This window comes from Shewanella sp. Isolate11 (assembly GCF_022398315.1).
GTDB lineage: Bacteria > Pseudomonadota > Gammaproteobacteria > Enterobacterales > Shewanellaceae > Shewanella.
In genome coordinates this window covers 76,046-94,689 of sequence record NZ_JAKEVF010000001.1, presented here as the reverse complement: position 1 = coordinate 94,689, position 18,644 = coordinate 76,046, and the positions used below count along the sequence as shown (strand labels likewise).

13 protein-coding genes and 4 tRNA genes are annotated in these 18,644 nt (G+C 45.3%); 6 read left to right on the top strand and 11 right to left on the bottom strand.

Annotated elements, in window-relative coordinates; genetic code table 11:
• Positions 1-24 precede the first annotated feature (24 nt).
• From L1D21_RS00445 to L1D21_RS00430, 4 genes are read left to right on the top strand one after another with little or no spacing between them, the layout of a single operon-like run.
• Positions 25-1,437, top strand: coding sequence for a TolC family outer membrane protein (locus tag L1D21_RS00445; protein ID WP_239843247.1), 1,413 nt, complete (start codon positions 25-27; stop codon positions 1,435-1,437).
• A complete protein-coding gene (locus L1D21_RS00440; protein ID WP_239843246.1) occupies positions 1,437-2,045 on the top strand; it encodes an OmpA family protein in 609 nt (202 codons plus the stop codon). The genes L1D21_RS00445 and L1D21_RS00440 overlap by 1 nt, the downstream gene beginning before the upstream one ends.
• Positions 2,046-2,068: 23 nt before the next feature.
• Positions 2,069-2,776, top strand: a complete 708-nt coding sequence (locus L1D21_RS00435) for a transglutaminase-like cysteine peptidase (RefSeq protein WP_239843245.1) — start codon at positions 2,069-2,071, stop codon at positions 2,774-2,776.
• 8 nt (positions 2,777-2,784) lie between these two features.
• Positions 2,785-4,707: an EAL domain-containing protein gene (locus tag L1D21_RS00430; RefSeq protein WP_239843244.1), complete on the top strand. Its 1,923-nt coding sequence runs from the start codon at positions 2,785-2,787 to the stop codon at positions 4,705-4,707.
• A gap of 271 nt (positions 4,708-4,978) precedes the next feature.
• Here the strand turns inward: L1D21_RS00430 and L1D21_RS00425 are convergent.
• From L1D21_RS00425 to L1D21_RS00410, 4 genes are all read right to left on the bottom strand, one after another.
• Positions 4,979-5,055, bottom strand: a tRNA-Pro gene (locus tag L1D21_RS00425).
• Positions 5,056-5,097: 42 nt separating this feature from the next.
• A tRNA-Pro gene (locus L1D21_RS00420) sits at positions 5,098-5,174 on the bottom strand.
• Between the two features lie 116 nt (positions 5,175-5,290).
• A tRNA-His gene (locus L1D21_RS00415) sits at positions 5,291-5,366 on the bottom strand.
• A 39-nt stretch (positions 5,367-5,405) separates the two neighbouring features.
• Positions 5,406-5,482 (bottom strand) — tRNA-Arg (locus L1D21_RS00410).
• 237 nt (positions 5,483-5,719) lie between these two features.
• On the opposite strand from L1D21_RS00410, the gene L1D21_RS00405 reads away from it, so the two are divergent.
• Positions 5,720-8,359 (top strand): diguanylate cyclase, encoded by a 2,640-nt coding sequence (locus L1D21_RS00405; RefSeq protein WP_239843243.1) that lies wholly within the window; start codon positions 5,720-5,722, stop codon positions 8,357-8,359.
• 13 nt (positions 8,360-8,372) lie between these two features.
• Here L1D21_RS00405 and rep read toward each other — a convergent pair whose 3' ends face one another.
• On the bottom strand, positions 8,373-10,385 hold the full coding sequence (gene rep / locus L1D21_RS00400) for a DNA helicase Rep (protein ID WP_239843242.1): 2,013 nt from the start codon (positions 10,383-10,385) through the stop codon (positions 8,373-8,375).
• A gap of 213 nt (positions 10,386-10,598) precedes the next feature.
• Between rep and L1D21_RS00395 the strand changes: the two genes are divergently transcribed.
• A complete protein-coding gene (locus L1D21_RS00395) occupies positions 10,599-10,856 on the top strand; it encodes an accessory factor UbiK family protein (protein WP_239843240.1) in 258 nt (85 codons plus the stop codon).
• A gap of 109 nt (positions 10,857-10,965) precedes the next feature.
• Here L1D21_RS00395 and L1D21_RS00390 read toward each other — a convergent pair whose 3' ends face one another.
• The 6 genes from L1D21_RS00390 to ilvG form a co-directional block, all read right to left on the bottom strand.
• Positions 10,966-11,436: an Hsp20/alpha crystallin family protein gene (locus tag L1D21_RS00390; RefSeq protein ID WP_239843238.1), complete on the bottom strand. Its 471-nt coding sequence runs from the start codon at positions 11,434-11,436 to the stop codon at positions 10,966-10,968.
• Between the two features lie 353 nt (positions 11,437-11,789).
• A complete protein-coding gene (locus tag L1D21_RS00385; RefSeq protein ID WP_239843237.1) occupies positions 11,790-12,932 on the bottom strand; it encodes an alanine--glyoxylate aminotransferase family protein in 1,143 nt (380 codons plus the stop codon).
• A 204-nt stretch (positions 12,933-13,136) separates the two neighbouring features.
• The gene (ilvA, locus tag L1D21_RS00380; protein ID WP_239843235.1) at positions 13,137-14,687 is read right to left on the bottom strand and encodes a threonine ammonia-lyase, biosynthetic; all 1,551 of its coding nucleotides are present in this window, start codon (positions 14,685-14,687) and stop codon (positions 13,137-13,139) included.
• Position 14,688: 1 nt separating this feature from the next.
• Positions 14,689-16,539, bottom strand: a complete 1,851-nt coding sequence (ilvD, locus tag L1D21_RS00375; RefSeq protein ID WP_239843234.1) for a dihydroxy-acid dehydratase — start codon at positions 16,537-16,539, stop codon at positions 14,689-14,691.
• A 99-nt stretch (positions 16,540-16,638) separates the two neighbouring features.
• Positions 16,639-16,896: an acetolactate synthase 2 small subunit gene (gene ilvM / locus L1D21_RS00370; RefSeq protein WP_239843233.1), complete on the bottom strand. Its 258-nt coding sequence runs from the start codon at positions 16,894-16,896 to the stop codon at positions 16,639-16,641.
• Positions 16,893-18,566 (bottom strand): acetolactate synthase 2 catalytic subunit, encoded by a 1,674-nt coding sequence (gene ilvG, locus L1D21_RS00365; protein ID WP_239843232.1) that lies wholly within the window; start codon positions 18,564-18,566, stop codon positions 16,893-16,895. Before ilvG ends, ilvM begins: the two co-directional genes overlap by 4 nt.
• Positions 18,567-18,644: the final 78 nt, after the last annotated feature.

Sequence of the window (18,644 nt, the reverse complement as noted above, 5' to 3'; positions counted from 1 at the left end):
AACAAATAACCAGGGGGGTTAACAATGAAAAATCTAGCTAAGCATCCACTAAAACTCAGTGCTATGGCGTTGGCGATTAGTACGATGTTGTTGCCTGGAGTGTGTTCTAGCCAAACATTAGAGCAAGCTGTCGCTCATACGCTAGACACCAATCCAGAAATTCGCATCGCGTTTAATCGCTTTAAAGCCAGCGAAGAAAAAGTGAACCAAGCAGTATCAGGTTATATGCCTAACGTCGAAATTAGTGGTGGCTATGGTTGGGAACAAACCAATAGCACATCAACTAGAAGACGAGCGGGTCAAGGTGACGTAGATGATGATGGTGTCATTGAGCTAATGCGTGGTGAAGCTGGTTTTAGCATCAAGCAAATGCTGTTTGATGGTTTTTACGTTTCCAGTGAGGTCGATCGCTACAGCTTTGAAGCCAGTGCTGACCAATGGGCATTATTTGCTGCAGCCGAAGATATGGCACTTGAAGTCGCAAAAGTTTATGTCAACTATCTGCGTAAAGAGCAAATTTTAACGCTGGCAGATAAAAACTTACAAACGCATAAAGATATCTACGACCAGATTAAACAGCGTACCGATTCGGGTTTAGGCTCGACCGCTGATCTATCACAAATCACCGGCCGTTTAGCCCGTGCGAACGCCAATGTCATCTCAGCTAGAAATAACCTATATGATGCCAAGGCGCAGTTTATTCGTGTCGTTCATAATGACCCCGAAAACCTTATTGTTCCGGTACCTGATGATGATATGTTACCAACCGATCTTGATAATAGCGTCAAGCTTGCTGAAGAAAATCACCCAGTATTGAAATCAGCAGCCAGTGATATTGAGGCAGCAGTCAATGAGCGTGATACTACGCAGTCTAACTACTACCCCAAAATTTCATTAGAACTCGCGGGCAATTGGAATAACAACATTGATGGTGAAGATGGTTATTCTGCTTTTGCCTCACAAGACGTTGGTGGACATAACAACGACCTCATTGCCATGGTAAGAGTGAGATACAACCTGTTCGCAGGGGGTAAAGATCATTACCGCGAAAAAGAAGCGGCCTACAAAGTGGGTGAAGCGAAAGAGATCCGTCAACGTGCTTATCGCCAAGTCGTTGAAGGTGTCAATCTAGCTTGGAATGCCTATGAAATGCTTGAGCCACAAAAAATGTTCATCCGTGAGCATGTGGTAGCAGCTAAAGATACTCAGGTTGCTTACAGCCAACAATTCAACCTTGGTCAACGCACTCTACTCGATTTACTCGATACCGAAAATGAACTTTTCGAAGCCCGTAAAGAGTATTTAGAGGCTGAATATGACGAAGTTATCGCCGAATACCGCATTCTTAATGCAACAGGAAGACTCTTGGAATCACTCCGAGTCACCCGCCCAGATATCTGGAAAGGTGAACGTGAGTATGAGGGAGGGGTAAAATAATGAAATATTTATTAATTATATTAAGTTTTGTATTACTGAGTGGCTGCGCATCCGATGATAACATCGTTACCATGGATCAGCCGACAGAACAGAAACATGACTTAACCGATGGCGATACCGATGGCGTTATCGTGGCCCGTGAGCTTTGTGATGGCACCGTTGGCGGCGCTTCAATTAACAACTATGGTTGCGGTAAAGTGAAGCCCGTCAATGAACGATTAGAACTCAAAATATTGTTTGCTAATGATTCCTACTATATCGAACCAGATTATTATAATCAGGTAGAGAAAGTAGCGACATTCATGAAAAAATTCCCTAATACCATAGTTACTATTGAAGGTCATTGTAGTAAAACAGGGAGTTACGAACACAACCTTGAACTTTCACAAAATCGTGCCAATGCGGTTGGTTCATTGTTATCTGAGCAGTTTGGGATAGATGCAGGACGAGTTACGGCAATCGGCTACAGCTATGATAGGCCTATCGCCGAGGGCAATTCTAGCTTAGCCAATACCCGAAATCGTCGTGTTATTGCCGAACTAACCGGTGATGATACGACCACAGATATGAAGTGGCACATCTATACCGTAGATGAACCCAAAAAATAACCATTAAAATGTAGTCGGAGAAGATGACAGTAAAACCAGGCAGGCACAAACGTTACCTGAAGGTCTGCCAATTTAGCATGATGGCACTGACCCTAGGATTTTCATGCCTTTACGCTTCTCCGACGCAACAGCTTGATGTAAACCATATTACTCACACTATTGAGTCCAGATATGGCACGCAAGCCGGAAAACGCATTAGAGCTTGGTTTAACGTATTAAATGAATCGCAAGGATTAAGCGAAAGAGAAAAAATAGAAAAGGTGAATCACTTTTTTAATCTGTTTCGCTTTATCGATGATATTAAATTGTGGGGAGACAGTAATTACTGGGCTAGCCCAATGGAGTTTATTGGCGTAAATGGAGGAGATTGTGAAGACTTCTCGATCGCAAAATATTTTACTCTATTACAGCTAGGCATTCCCGATGACAAATTACGTATCACCATGGTTAAAGCAACCACTGTCAATCAATATCATATGGTGTTGGCATACTATGAAACACCCGGTTCGATTCCTTTAGTATTAGATAACTTAGATCGCGTGATCAAACCCGCGACCCAAAGAACAGATTTACTGCCAGTATACAGTTTCAATGGTCGTCAGTTATGGCTAAACAAAGAGAAAGGACGTGGTGTGCTCGCCGGCTCATCTTCACGTCTAGATAAATGGACTGACCTCAAACACAGGCTAGGTGTTGAACGCTTAAGAATGCCTAAAATAAGATTGGAGTAGCTAGCATAATGACACTGTTTCGACAAATTTACTCACTACTATTCGGGCTTTTTCTGGTTGTCGTCATCAGCCTTGCCTATGTGCAGTTTACTCAAACCCAAAGCTTCCTCACCGAGCAGATGAAATCTGACCTTAATAATACTAGCAATAGTTTGGGCATTATGTTGGTTCCCGACCTTGAAGCTGGAGATATTGTCAGTGCAGAAACCCTCATAAATGTCATTTTTGAAGGCGGTTACTATCAACAAATTAAACTGACTTGGTTAGTAGATGGTAAGCAACAGGTTTGGGAAAACCCCATTACTATTCAAGATGTGCCTCAATGGTTTATCGATTTAGGCCTTTTTCAAACTATACGTAAAGAAAGTACGATTACTTCTGGCTGGCTACAGTTGGCCACACTAGAAATTACCGCTCACCCTGGTTTTGGCTATAACGAGCTATGGCATACCCTAACCAATGCCATCATCGTTATCTCTATCTTATTCTTATTAGCCATTTTATTAGCGCGCTTTGGATTAACTTGGATCCTTAAGCCCCTGCATGATATTGCCGAACATGCTAAAGAGATTGCCCAACGTAAATTTGGGCCAGATATGGCGCTACCTAAAACCTCTGAATTGAAGTCTGTTGTTGAAGCGTTCAACAGCATGTCTCACCAACTCAAGAGTATTTTTAGTTCATTAGATGAAGAAGTCACAGAACTCAGAAAGAAAAACCTTGTAGATCAAGTCTCAGGGCTTCCCAACCGCCAGTATATGATGGGACGACTCAATAGCTGGTTGAGCGAGCCAAGCAATGGTGCACTCATGATGGCCAAGTTTGATTGGTTGGAAGAAGTTCACAGTAAATATGGCTACCAGGTCCGTGACGAAACCATTCACCTACTTGCTGAAAAAATGCAGCAGCAACTAAATGATATTGCCCCTTCGGTTATTGCCCGCATTGCGGCATACGAGTTTGCCTTCCTCATTACCAGTGCTGAAAAAGAGCAATGCAGCAAATACTTACAAACACTTATCCGAACCGTCAATCAAGAGATATCTAAAGCGGGCTGTAAGCCTAATGAGCAGTTTGCCATAGGGATTGCCCACCGCAGTGACCAAATCACAGTATCGGATATGTTGGCGCAAACCGATAATGCATTACAAAAAGCTGCTGCAGAAAATAAAGTATTCCACTGGTTTGAAAGTGATGAAAAACAACTTTATACCCGCGAGCAATGGCGTAGTCATTTAAGCACTGCCATCACTAACAAAGACTTCAAATTTAAATGGCAGCCGGTTTACCTTAGCGATAGAGATGAGGTGTCACAGAGAGAACTGTATTGTCAGTTAAATATCGGTGATAAGGAGATCCATGCAGGACAGTTCATGCCTTATGTGGAACTACTGTCATTGGGCTCATTACTCGACCGCTGCCTCATCGAAACCATTACTGAAACTGGATTAGTAGAACGTAATCATGAACCCATTGCGATTAACTTAACATTCCACAGTCTCAGCGACAGAGAGTTCCATCGCTGGTTAAACAAGTTTTTACGCAATACTCATTATACCCAACGCTTAGTTTTTGACATCCCCGAAGCAGGCGTTTATAGCGACCCTGAAGCCTGTCAGGAGCTGTGTACCATTATTCGTGATAATGGAGCCCACTTTGGCATTGATCATTTTGGCCGTCAATTTGGCTCTATGGCGTATTTACACGACTTACGACCCAGCTATGTAAAACTGGATCAATCTTTTGCCTACTATGATGAACATGAACACAGTAGTGAGCTTTGTCGAGCACTGGTTAACGTTGCTCGCGGCTTAGATATTCAGGTCATCGTCACAGGTATCCAAGAGCAAGTTCAACTTGAACGCTTTGAACCGCTAAATACCCATGCCTACATGGGCTATATCTATCCTCCAGAAAAGATACAGCTCTAAGCCTAGAGCTATTCAAAACAAAAGCCTTTCGATAACCGAAAGGCTTTTTTAATATGGTCAGCTAGGTTTTATAAAAAATAAGGACTCGAGCTTCTGACGCTTTAGCTTCGCTAGATTTTATAAAAAGTGAGGATTCGAATCTCTGAAACTCAACTTCAAAATCAGCCGTTACCCCCAGATTTCAACGCATAGAAACATACAAGCCAATTCAGCTAATCACCGAAACCGTAAAATGAAAAAAGCCTTTCGATTACTCGAAAGGCTTTTAAAGTGGTCGGTGATAGAGGATTCGAACCTCTGACCCTCTGGTCCCAAACCAGATGCGCTACCGGGCTGCGCTAATCACCGTATTCTGTGTAGATACCGAAATAAACTCGCTATCTTAAAATGTGGTCGGTGATAGAGGATTCGAACCTCTGACCCTCTGGTCCCAAACCAGATGCGCTACCGGGCTGCGCTAATCACCGAGAAATTTATTTAATAAGGGATGTTTATAGAGGGTCCCCCTCTGCTCCGCTCTTATCACAATCAGGATGTGTTACCTAAATTGCATTAATCAGCGAGTCTTAAATTTAACAAGAAGTGGGGTGACTGATGGGACTTGAACCCACGACAACCGGAATCACAATCCGGGGCTCTACCAACTGAGCTACAATCACCACTGATATCTTCTTTGCTAACACTGCTTCAAACCCAACTGGTGCACCCAGAAGGATTCGAACCCTCGGCCTCACCCTCCGGAGGGGTGCGCTCTATCCAGCTGAGCTATGGGTGCCTGCCTTGTTAGCGCCGCATATAGTATGGATTATTTTACTGCTCGTCTATAGCAAACACAGATTTTTTTATGCGTTTGCTCAACTTTTAACAGATTAAATTTTCATTAGCGTATTTTAGCGTCAACAAACAGGCTGGGGAGTCAAAATAATGACTTGGTGGTGGTGGTTTTTTATGCTATTTATAGATGTTATCCAACATCCTGATAAAGAAAGTAAATACTGTGATTGGCGGGACTATGTCTAGGGAAGATACAGATCAGCTTTCGTCTTGTGATGTTAAGCGATTATACAAAAGGATTAACCGCTTAAAGCACTTGGCGCTAAAATATAAGCGTTCTGAAGTTATCCAAAATACGCTACTTGAGATCTCTAATCTCGCAGCGACGGTTAAATGTGCAGAGGATTTTTATTCTGGCATTCAAAATAACCTCAACAAACTTATCCCTGCCGACAATTTTTTTATCACTCTGGTAAACCCAATTACGCAAGAGTTACATATTCCTTTTTTTGTCGATGAAAAAGATCCACATCCGCAGGAACTTTATCCCTCAGAAAATCTGTCGAACACGCTTTATAGTGGTCTGACAGGTTATGTGCTCAAAAAGAAGCAACCGCTACTTTGTGATGATGCAACTTTCCAACAACTACTTGCCGACAAACAAATCCTCAGTCGAGGAGCCGCTTGCCATCAATGGCTAGGCGTCCCAATTGCCAGTGGTGAACAAGTTCTAGGGGTTATCGTTGTTCAAAGCTATAAGCCTCAAATCAGCTATGGCGATATGGAAGTAGAGCTGATGACTTTTATCAGTCAGCATATTTCAGGGGTTATCGAACGCGTTCAACACCAGCATCACCTCGAAGCGGCGATTGAACATAGAACAAAAGAGCTCAGTGTTGCCTATGATAAGCTAAAACAAGAGGTCAATGAGAGGCGCAAGGCGGAGAACTTACAAAAGTCGTTATTTGAGATCACTCAGCTTTCCAATGCCAATTTAGATGACAGCACTTTCTATGCAGAGCTGCACCGAGTTATTAGCCATCTTCTGCCCGCTAATAACTGTTACATTGGCTTATTAGATCATGATAACCAACTAGACTTTCCATTTTATGTGTCACAGTTAAATGTCGGCTTACCCACAAAACGTGCTTTGTCCGATGGTTTAACTGAATTTATTTTAAACCACAAGCGCCCTGTTCTACTGGATAACACTGACATACAAGCCTTAATTCAAGCGAAAAAACTCTACGCAAAAGCGCCGCAAATTAATCATGCCGACACCATACATCAATGGATAGGCGTGCCGCTGTTTATTCAAGGCGAGATCAAAGGCGCATTAACGATTTACAGCTTTAGCCCTTCTCAAACCTACCATGAAAAAGACTTGGATTTATTGACCTTCGTTTCGCAACATATTGCCACCGCCATTGAGCGCAAACAGTCTGCACAATCCCTTAAACAGAGTTATGAGCAGTTAGAGGTCAAAGTCGCAGAACGGACTAACGCCCTAGCGAGTCTCAATAAGGACTTAGCAAAAGAAATCGAACAACGACGTAAGGTTGAGCAACAGCTAGTCCATGATGCGAGCCATGACAGTCTCACAGGTCTACCCAATCGCGCTAAATTTATGGAATGTTTATCCCAGGCTGTAAAGCATGTACGTCGTCACGCCTTAGATAGGTTTGCCTTACTCTTTATCGACTTAGATCGTTTTAAACTGATTAACGATACCTTAGGACACTTCCAAGGCGATAAGTTTTTAGTAGAAACTGCACGTCGCTTAAAATCTTGTATCCGTGACAACGACACTTTAGGGCGAATTGGCGGCGATGAATTTGTTATCCTGCTCGACAGTATTAAAGATACCAACGATGCCATAGAAGTCACCGAGCGCATACTCGGCGAATTGGCTAAACCTTATGAACTAGCCAAGCAATATTTCACCTCTGGCGCCAGTATCGGTATTGCTTTCAGTGGCCAAAGCAGTAACGACTCCAGCGAACTATTATTAAGAAGCGCTGACACGGCCATGTATCAGGCTAAATCGAACGGTAAAGGCTGCTATGTCATTTTTGATGATAAGACTCGCCAGCAACAAAATCACGATTTTTTGCTTGAGACGGAGTTACGTCAAGCCATCAACCAAAAACAACTGGCACTGCAATATTTTCCTATTATGCAGCTCGAATCAGAGCAAGTAGTCGCTTACGAACCTAGGTTATATTGGCAACATGACAAGCTGGGAAAAATTAAACAGCAGCAGCTGAATAACATTGCTGAACATTGTAATTTAATCAAAGAATTAGATTTATACTTGCTGGAACAGCTCAATGTTGACCATGCAAATCTGTCAAACTTATTAAATAATGACACTCAGCTACACCTGCATATTTCCAGTGCTCATTTCAAACACAAACAAGCGGTAAGTAAGCTTAAGAGTCATATTAAACACTGTTATTTCGATACTAAACAGCTATGGATCTTCTTCGATGAAAAATCCTTCGTACGGGAAAGTGAAAATCACCGAAATGCTTTCAACGTATTAAATAGTACCAATATTCATTTCGGTCTTAGAGCCTATGGTAGCGCTCATAGCTCGCTTAGCAGTTTAAGTTTTCTGCCTATCAGCGGGCTTAAACTCGACCAAAGCTACATCAACCACTTAAATGATCCACAGCATCTAAAATTGCTTAAAGCCCACAAACTAGCGGCAGAGGCCTTAGATCTCACACTTTATCTGCAAGGGGTAAAAACAGATCAGCAACTGCAGCAACTTATCGCATTAGGCTTTACCACAGGACAAGGCCAACGACTGGGGAAATCGGTTAAGCTCGATGATGTCGATTCGCCAGTAAACAAAAACACCCTATCGGCATAACGCTTACATCAGGCTACTTTTTAAACATGTCTCTCAGATTGGCAATATTGGCTTTACCCGACTGAACACGCTGCTGTTCAGTTTGAGCGGGCTTTCGATTTTCCCAAACAAGATCATCTTGCGGTAACTCCATCAAGAAACGACTCGGTTCACAGCGCATCACCTCGCCAAACTGACGACGTTCACGGCAGATAATAAACCACAACTCTTTTTGCGCACGCGTAATGCCCACATAAGCTAAACGACGCTCTTCCTCGACGTTGTCTTCATCGATACTGGTTTGGTGGGGTAGGATACGCTCCTCTACGCCGACCATGAATACGTAAGGGAACTCCAGACCTTTAGAAGCATGTAAAGTCATCAACTGTACCTGATCGCCCGCCTCATCTTCACTATTGCGCTCCATCATGTCTCGCAAAGTAAGACGTGTAACAACTTCGGGCAAGGTCATAGGCTCATCGAGTTCATCACCCTGTAGCATCTCGGTCACCCAGCGATACAGCTCGGAGATGTTCTTCATTCGCATCTCCGCTGCTTTAGCACTGGTGCTGGTTTCATAAAGATAATCTTCGTAATTGATATTACGGATCAGGTGTTTCACCGCCTCAACAGGTTCTCCCCGGGTGGCTTCTTCGCCAGTATCGACGATAAATTTACCAAACTTATACAATGAAGCCATTGCCGAAGGCGACAGGTAATGATTTAGTTCAGACTGGAAAATAGCCTCAAACAGCGAGATTTGCTTCTCGTTAGCATAACTTCCTAACCGTTCAAGCGTTGCAGGACCAATGCCACGTTTAGGTAAATTAACCACACGCAAAAAAGCATTATCATCATCAGGATTCACCACTAAACGCAGATAAGCCATGATATCTTTGATCTCAGCGCGACCAAAAAATGAAGTGCCACCGCTGAGTTTATAAGGGATACGGTTGGTCATTAAGGCTCGTTCAAGTAGGCGAGACTGATGATTTCCGCGATACAAAATCGCGTAGTCTCCAAATTGCGTCTTGCCCATAAACTTATGGCGGATCATCTCAGCAACGACTCGCTCCGCCTCTTGTTCTTCATTGGCGGCCATCAATACTCGCAGGGGCTCGCCATAGCCAAGTTCACTAAACAGTGCCTTATCATACACATGGGGATTATTGGCGATTAAGATATTCGCCGCTCGCAAAATTCGCTGACTAGAGCGATAGTTTTGCTCGAGTTTAATCAGTCTCAAGGCTGGAAAATCTTGCCCCAGTAACACCAAGTTTTGTGGCTTTGCCCCACGCCAAGAGTAAATTGATTGGTCATCATCACCGACCACGGTAAAACGTGCACGCTCACCCACTAGCAGCTTAACCAATTCATATTGGCTGGTATTGGTGTCTTGATATTCGTCCACCAGCAGGTATTGAATACGCTTTTGCCAGCGCTCACGAACCTCTTGATTATGGCGCAACAACAGCGTGGGAATCAGGATCAAATCATCAAAATCGAGGGCATTATAAGCCTTCATATGCTGAGCATAACGCTGATAAAGCAAGGCAAATAATTGTGACTGCTCATCTTTAGCGCGTTTGCGTGCCTGCTCGGGTACGACTAAATCCCCTTTCCAATTAGAAATCGCCGTCATCAACATACGCAGCAAATCTTTATCGCCGTCGAGCTCGTTTTCCGTCAGCTCTTTGAGTAAGGCTAAAGTGTCTTGATCATCAAACAGCGAAAAACCCGGCTTTAAACCAACGACTTTATATTCACGCTTAACGATCTCTAACCCTAATGTATGAAAAGTTGAGATCCATAATCCGCGCGCTTCTTTACGTCCCATAGACTGAGCGACACGTTCTTTCATCTCCCGCGCCGCTTTATTGGTAAAAGTCACCGCCGCGATATTACGTGCCTGATAACCACACTTTTGAACCAGATAAGCAATTTTATTAATGATAACGCGCGTCTTTCCACTGCCTGCTCCCGCCAATACCAAGCAGGGACCAGAAACATAGTGAACAGCATCATTTTGACCGGGATTGAGCTTCATTAAAAATCGTTACCAAACTAAAAAGAAATAGGGAGCGGAGCCAGATGATACCAGAATCTCCTCCCTGTCATGGACAAAAAATCCCGATATAATCTTCCCTTTGTTGATGCTTAGGCTTACCGAGCATGCTCACAAAGCTGTCGCTTGTATTTGCTAACGCATGAGCCTCAGGTACAATCGAAACAATATTTTTTGGCCAAGCGGACCTAATACATGATCAATCCAAAGAAAATCGAAGAAGTTGCTAAGCAGCTTAGCGACAACTTACCTAGCGGCCTTAAGCAATTTGCTGGCGAATTTGAAGAAAAATCCAAGCAAGTATTACAAAACCAATTAATGAAGTTGGATGTGGTGTCTCGAGAAGAATTCGATGTTCAGCAACATGTGCTATTGAAAACCCGTGAAAAATTAGAAGCATTACAAGCACAAGTTGACGCCCTAGAAGCCAAGTTAAACAGCCAAGATAAGTAGCTGTTCATAGCGGCAAACAATTAGTCGTCAACGCCATAAATACTGCGTTAAAGCATCCAATAAACAAAGGCACCTCTCGGTGCCTTTGTCTTTTCTCAACAACTTACCATTACTCTTTAAAATCCACTTTTACCTTCTGAGCATCTTGTTGCAATTCCGCAGGCTTAGGCACATGAATAGCCAATACCCCTTTGTTGTATTGCGCCGTGATCAATTCGGCGTTGATATTAAAACCAAGTGGGATCTGCCGCTGGAAAGAACCAAATGATCGTTCTCTTAAATGATAGCCTTTATCGTCTTTATCCTGATCATGATGCTTCTCACCACTAATAGTGAGATAGTTACCACGAACATCGACATCAATATCTTTCTCATTCATGTCGGGTAATTCGGCCTTAATTTCGACATATTCGGCACACTCTTTCACATCGATAGCCGGTATAACCCCTAATTCGGCACGAGTATTTGGCCAAGTGGTTAGCCAGTCTTTAGCAAAATCATCAAATACGTTATCTAGCCGCGAATGCAGTGCAGTTCGCGGATCATCTTTATGAAAGATGGAAGGGAAGAAAGATCGCATAACAAACTCCTTTGTTGACTGAATCTCCCTAAATAAGAGCGATTCAGAGGATTTACAAACAGCCTAAAGCGCAAGCCCTCTAGGCTCTCATACTCCAATTTTAGTAGTTATGTCGCACTTAAAAAGAGAATTACCCTTAGGGTTAATCCAGATCAAACCTAAGATAAATATCAGTCTCGGCCTCTTCGAATAGGCACAGAATATGCCGAAATTTCGCGCTATTTTGAGGCGCTAAACAGGTGAAGAATAAATAGATTTCTGGGTCATTTTTATCGTCAAAAGTTAAGTAAAAGCATAAAAAAAACGGGCAGTCTAAGCTGCCCGTTTTTTAATCAACATTACAATTTAAATGACTAGTTCAGCACTTCTTCCAGCGCCTTAAGACATAAAGCAACGTTCTCGCGGCGAGCACCGAATCCCATCAGGCCGATACGCCAAGCTTTACCCGCTAAAGCGCCTAGTCCGGCACCGATTTCCAGGTTATAGTTTTCTAAAAGCTGCTTACGCACTAGGGCATCATCGACACCATCAGGGATATAAACCGTATTCAGCTGTGGTAAGCGAGATTGCGCCTCAACCACAAAGTTCAGTCCTAAAGACACCAGGCCATCACGCAATATTTGATGCATGTTTTGATGACGAGCCCAGGCGTTTTCTAATCCTTCCTCAGCCAATAAACGTAACGACTCGTGCAAGGAATACAGCGCATTTACTGGCGCGGTATGATGATAGCTTCGCTTGCCACCCGCTGCTTGATCGCCACTCCAGTAGCCCATGACTAAACTCTGATCTAAAAACCAGCTCTGCACAGGCGTCTTGCGCGCTTTCAGTTTGTCGACCGCTGCAGGAGAAAACGACACTGGTGAAAGACCAGGTACACAGGAGAGACATTTTTGACTACCAGAATAGATGGCATCAATACCCCACTCATCGACACGCAATTCTACGCCACCAAGCGAAGTCACCGCATCGACAATGGATAAACAACCATGTTGTTTCGCCAAGGCACATAAAGCTTGGGCATCAGATAATGCCCCCGTTGAGGTTTCTGCATGTACGAAAGCTAAAAATTTAGCGTCTGGATTAGCAATCAAGGCCGCCTCAACATCGCTTACGGATACAGGGGCTCCCCATTCATTATCGACAACGACTGCTGTAGCACCGACACGTTCGACATTTTGGCGCATACGCTCGCCGAAAACACCATTACGGCACACTATCACCTTTTCGCCTGGCTCAACCAAGTTAACAAAACAGGTTTCCATGCCCGCACTTCCTGGTGCTGATACCGCTAATGTCATGGGATTACTGGTTTGAAATGCATATTGGATCAGCGATTTAAGTTCATCCATCATGCCCACAAATAAAGGGTCGAGGTGGCCAATGGTCGGTCGAGCTTGAGCCGCTAAAACTTCGGGATAAACATCGGAAGGACCGGGCCCCATTAACACGCGACGTGGTGGATTAAATGCTTGTACTTTTGGTGCTGCTAACATCTTATTTCCTCAAGAAGCCCCAGCTTCAGAAATTCAGGTTTAGGGTAACTGTCCGTCTTATTTAGTGAACACAATGCGTTGCACTCCCCTACGTGTAAAGACATCAGTTGTTTTTTGTGCCCTACAGGCATCTTATAATCTTTGAAAGATAACATAAAAAAAGACGCCTAAGCGTCCTTTTCAAGGTTAAAAGTTTTACATCGCTTAAGCTCTATTATCTAAAAACAACTTATAGGCCGGACTATGGGTTTCCTCTTGATAAACAAACCCCACCTCAGTTAAAAACTGTTGAAATGCCAAGCTATCACTTTCGGGCACTTCAAACCCAGCCAGTACCCTGCCGTAAGCAGCGCCATGATTACGATAGTGGAATAGACTAATATTCCACTTGCTCTGTAAAGTAGTTAAAAACTTAAACAAGGCGCCCGGATGCTCAGGAAACTCAAAGCTAAATAAGCGCTCTTCTAGCACCTCTGGCGGATGCCCGCCCACCATATAGCGCACATGCAGTTTTGCGGTCTCATCGCTAGATAGATCCTGCACCTCGAATCCATCGCTTTCCAATCGAGCAATAATCTCATCGAGCTCGGCTTGCCCATTAGCAAGGCGGATACCGGCAAAAACCACCGCCTTATCACGGCTAGAAAAACGATAATTGAACTCGGTCATGGCTCGTTTTTCGAGTAGTTCACAAAAGCGGAGGAATATCCCCGGACGCTCGGGCACTTTAACGGCCAAAATCGCTTCTTTCTGTTCGCCTAATTCGCAGCGCTCAGAAACATAGCGCAGACTATGAAAATTGACATTCGCGCCACTGAGGATCGCCGCGACTTTCTGACCTTTGCCTTCATCAGCCACATATTTTTTTAGTCCCGCTAAAGATAGGGCTCCAGCAGGTTCGGCAATGGCACGAGTATCTTCAAAAATATCTTTCACCGCCGCGCAGATCTCATCTGAGCTGACAGTAACCACATCATCAACATACTCGCGAGCCAATCTAAATGGCTCGGCGCCAATCTGTTTCACTGCCACGCCATCGGCGAATAATCCCACCTGAGGTAATACTACGCGCTCATCGGCATCCAGCGCCGCTTTTAGACAGGCTGAATCTTCAGGCTCGACACCGATAATTTTCACTTGTGGCATCACGGCTTTGTAATAAGCAGCAATACCGGCAATTAAGCCTCCACCACCCACTGGCACAAAGACCACTTCAAGATCACGCTGCTGCTGCAACATCTCCTGAGCGACGGTGCCTTGGCCTGCAATCACTGCTTCGTCATCAAACGGAGCGACATAAACTCGGCCTTCCTCCTGCGCTAGCATCTGTGCATGAGCATTGGCCATATCGAAAGACTGACCATGTAACACCACTGTGCCACCGAGACGACGTACGGCATCGACCTTGATATCCGGCGTCGTTTCCGGCATCACGATAACGGCGCTAATGCCTCGTGCCGAGGCTGACATAGCAACACCTTGAGCATGATTACCGGCAGACGCACACACCACGCCACGCTGACACTCGTCATTATCGAGCGCAGCGATTCGATTGTAAGCACCACGCAGCTTAAACGAATGCACCGGCTGCATATCTTCACGCTTAAGAAACACCTGACACCCCAGGCGCGCCGATAATTTATTCAGGCTAGACAGCGGCGTCACCTTGGCGACATCGTACACCGAAGAAAGCAGTATCTTCTGTAGATAATAGTGAGCCAAATCGAGCTGAGTTTGCGAGGCTAATGCCAACATGTTAATCCTCCAGCTTACTGACATCGCGCACCGCACCTTTGTCGGCACTGGTGGCGAGCATAGCGTAGGCTTTAAGTGCAAGCGATACTGCACGTTCACGATGTTGCGGTTTCCAAGCCTGTTTACCGCGAGCTTCCATTTGGGAGCGACGCTTGGCAAGTTCGCTATCACTGACCGCTAATGTTATCGAGCGAGCCGGAATATCGATTTCAATACGGTCACCGGTTTCCACTAGGGCGATAACCCCACCCGCAGCCGCTTCTGGTGACACATGACCAATGGATAAGCCCGAAGTACCACCAGAGAAACGCCCATCGGTGATCAAAGCACAAGCGGCACCTAAACCTTTAGATTTCAAATAACTGGTGGGATACAGCATCTCCTGCATACCCGGGCCACCTTTAGGGCCTTCATAACGGATCACAACTACATCACCAGCGACAACTTCTCCACCTAAAATTCCTGCAACGGCATCATCTTGGCTCTCATAAACTCGCGCACTACCCACAAAGGTATGATTTGACTCATCAACCCCTGCGGTTTTTACAATACAGCCATCGACCGCGATATTACCCGACAGTACCGCTAAACCACCTTCTTGGCTAAAGGCGAATTCACGGGTACGAATGCATCCCTCTTTGCGATCAATGTCGACACTGGGCCAACGGCAATCTTGGCTGAAGGCTTTAGTCGTTGGAATACCCGCTGGGCCTGCAGAATAAAATCGATGCACCGCTTCATCTTGGCTCTGAGCAATATCATATTTAGCCAATACCGCTTTAAGGTTGTCGCCAGCCACATGGCTTACATCGGTATGTAGCAGTCCCGCTCGATCTAATTCACCTAAAATCCCCATAACCCCACCAGCACGATGTACATCTTCCATATGATATTTAGGGGTTGAAGGCGCAACTTTACAAAGATGGGGCACTTTACGCGACATTCGATCGATATCGCTCATGGTGAAATCGACCTGACCTTCTTGAGCTGCCGCTAACAGGTGCAACACGGTATTGCTCGAACCACCCATTGCAATATCCAACGCCATGGCGTTCTCGAATGCTTTAAAACTGGCAATATTGCGCGGTAGTGCCGACTCATCATCATCACGATAATATCGCGTTGCCAGCTCCATTACTCGACGACCCGCTTCTAAAAACAGCTCGCGACGATCCGCGTGAGTCGCGAGCATGGAACCGTTTCCTGGTAGAGATAAACCTAAGGCTTCGGTTAAACAGTTCATCGAGTTTGCAGTAAACATACCCGAACAAGAACCACAAGTAGGACAAGCACTACGCTCAATTTTTTCGCTGTCTTCATCGGAAACTCGGTCATCGGCGGCAGCTACCATGGCATCGACCAAATCGAGTTTAATCAACTTGTCAGAAAGCTTGGTCTTACCCGCTTCCATCGGTCCACCTGAAACAAATACCACAGGAATATTCAATCGCAGCGCGGCCATTAACATGCCGGGTGTGATCTTGTCACAGTTAGAGATACACACCAGCGCATCGGCGCAATGGGCGTTAACCATATACTCGACGCTATCGGCAATTAGCTCGCGAGAAGGCAGACTATAGAGCATGCCACCATGCCCCATGGCAATCCCGTCATCGACAGCAATCGTATTGAACTCTTTAGCAATACCCCCTGCCTCTTCAATCGCGCCCGCAACTAACGAGCCCATATCCTTTAAATGCACATGGCCAGGAACAAACTGAGTAAAGGAGTTGGCAATAGCAATGATCGGCTTACCAAAATCGTTATCTTTCACCCCTGTTGCTCGCCAGAGTGCACGAGCACCGGCCATGTTGCGACCTTCGGTACTGGTAGCTGAACGTAATTTTGCCATAACACTGCTTTCCTTAATTTGTCATTAGGCGACATAAGCGCCTTGCTTGTTCTGTTTGCTCAAAAATGTACAGGCATTATGAGCTTGAAATAATTCGTTTTAAGCACTGACGATGTGCGCCAAAGGCTTATGCGCTAGCTCTTTGCATTCGGTCACATCGATTAATTTATTTAATTGATGGCTGAGTAGCTCCAAAGCCCTCTCGCTTTCCACCACCATACCAAGTTGGGTCGTACCATTGGCAGCCAATTGCATATCCAGCGTATTCACTTTAAAACCACGGTGACGAGTCACACGTAAAACACGCTCTACTACTTCAGGCTGCGATGCTAAGGTTAAGGCTAGGTTATAAATCATGTTTGCTTCTCCATCTCATCCATCATATCGCGGTTACTCGCCCCCGGCGGAACCAGTGGCCATACGTTGTGGGCTTCATCTATTCTGACGTGCAATAGAAACGCTCCCTTGGCGTTTAGCATCTCGTCTAATGCTTCATCGACTTCACTACTGTGGGTGATCGTACGTCCGGGAATATCAAACGCCGATGCCATGGTGACAAAATCAGGATTATCAGACAGATCGGTTTCGCTAAAACGTTCTTCAAAAAATAGCTGCTGCCACTGCTTAACCATGCCTAATTTTTGATTGTCGATAAGTAAAATTTTCAGCGGGATTTGGCGACGCTTCACCGTCGTCAACTCCTGTACATTCATCATGAATGAGCCATCTCCCGATATCGCAACCACGCAAGCGTCAGGACGAGCCACTTTAGCGCCTATCGCCGCTGGCAGACCAAACCCCATAGTGCCAAGACCGGCGCTAGATAGATGATCTTCTGGACGGCGAAACCACATATGCTGAGCGACCCACATCTGATGTTGGCCCACATCGCAAGCAATCACGCTATCTTGCGGTAATTTATTGGCCAAACTATTGAGCATTTTCGGCGCAAAAATCAGCTCACCGGGGCGGTTATAACTCCATTGATGCAGGGCTTTTAATTGCGCAACTTCGGCTCGCCAAGGCGCAATGTCTAACGGTTGAGCAATCGCGGGCAAAACTTGACGTAAATCCCCGGCAATTGCCACATCGGCGCGACGCAACTTACCTAATTCGGCAATGTCGATATCTAAGTGTAGTACTTTCGCGTGCTCGGCAAAGCTAGCGAGTCGGCCTGTAACACGATCATCGAAACGGGCTCCAACCACCACTAGCAGGTCGCACTCTTGCACCGCTAGATTCGCAGCCTTACCTCCATGCATACCTAACATGCCCAAGTAGCCTTCACTGTCATGAGCTATGCTGCCAAGGCCTTTTAGTGTCGCTACCGATGGCATGGCGGTGACTTCGATAAAGTCTCTTAGCTGATCAACAGCGCCCGCCATCCCAACGCCACCACCGACATACAGCATGGGCTTTTTAGCTGCGGCCAACAATTGACGCGCCTGTGCCAAATCATCTTCTTGAGCCTGAGGCTCTGGGCTTATCCCCAGCAAGGGAGTTTTATAATGCAATGCGGCAATTTGAATATCTTTTGGAATATCGACAAGTACTGGGCCAGGTCTCCCTGAAGCGGCGATTTCAAAGGCGCGGTACAAGGTCGGTACCAACTCATCAATATCTGTCACCATAAAACTGTGCTTAGTGCATGACAGCGACATGCCCAAGACATCGATCTCTTGAAATGCATCAGTGCCAATCACTGCGGTCGATACCTGACCGGTTATCGCCACTAAAGGTACTGAATCGAGTAGCGCATCGGCCAATGCGGTGACTAAGTTAGTTGCACCAGGACCTGAGGTTGCAAAGCACACCCCGGTTTTACCACTGGCACGAGCATAACCTACGGCAGCAAACGCAGCACCTTGCTCATGGCGACTGAGCAGATGCTCAACAGGCGCACCAACGAGGGCATCATAAATCGGCATAATTGCCCCACCGGGATACCCAAATACTGTGGTAACGCCATGTGCAGCTAGCACTTTTATGACGGCATCTGCGCCTCTTATCTTCTGCCCTGGTTCCATTTGCTGTTCCTGCATTCAAATTTGTCTGGGGTAAGCTACTCAAGCTGCTAAAAACAAAAAACCCCCGGTCCTTTCGGA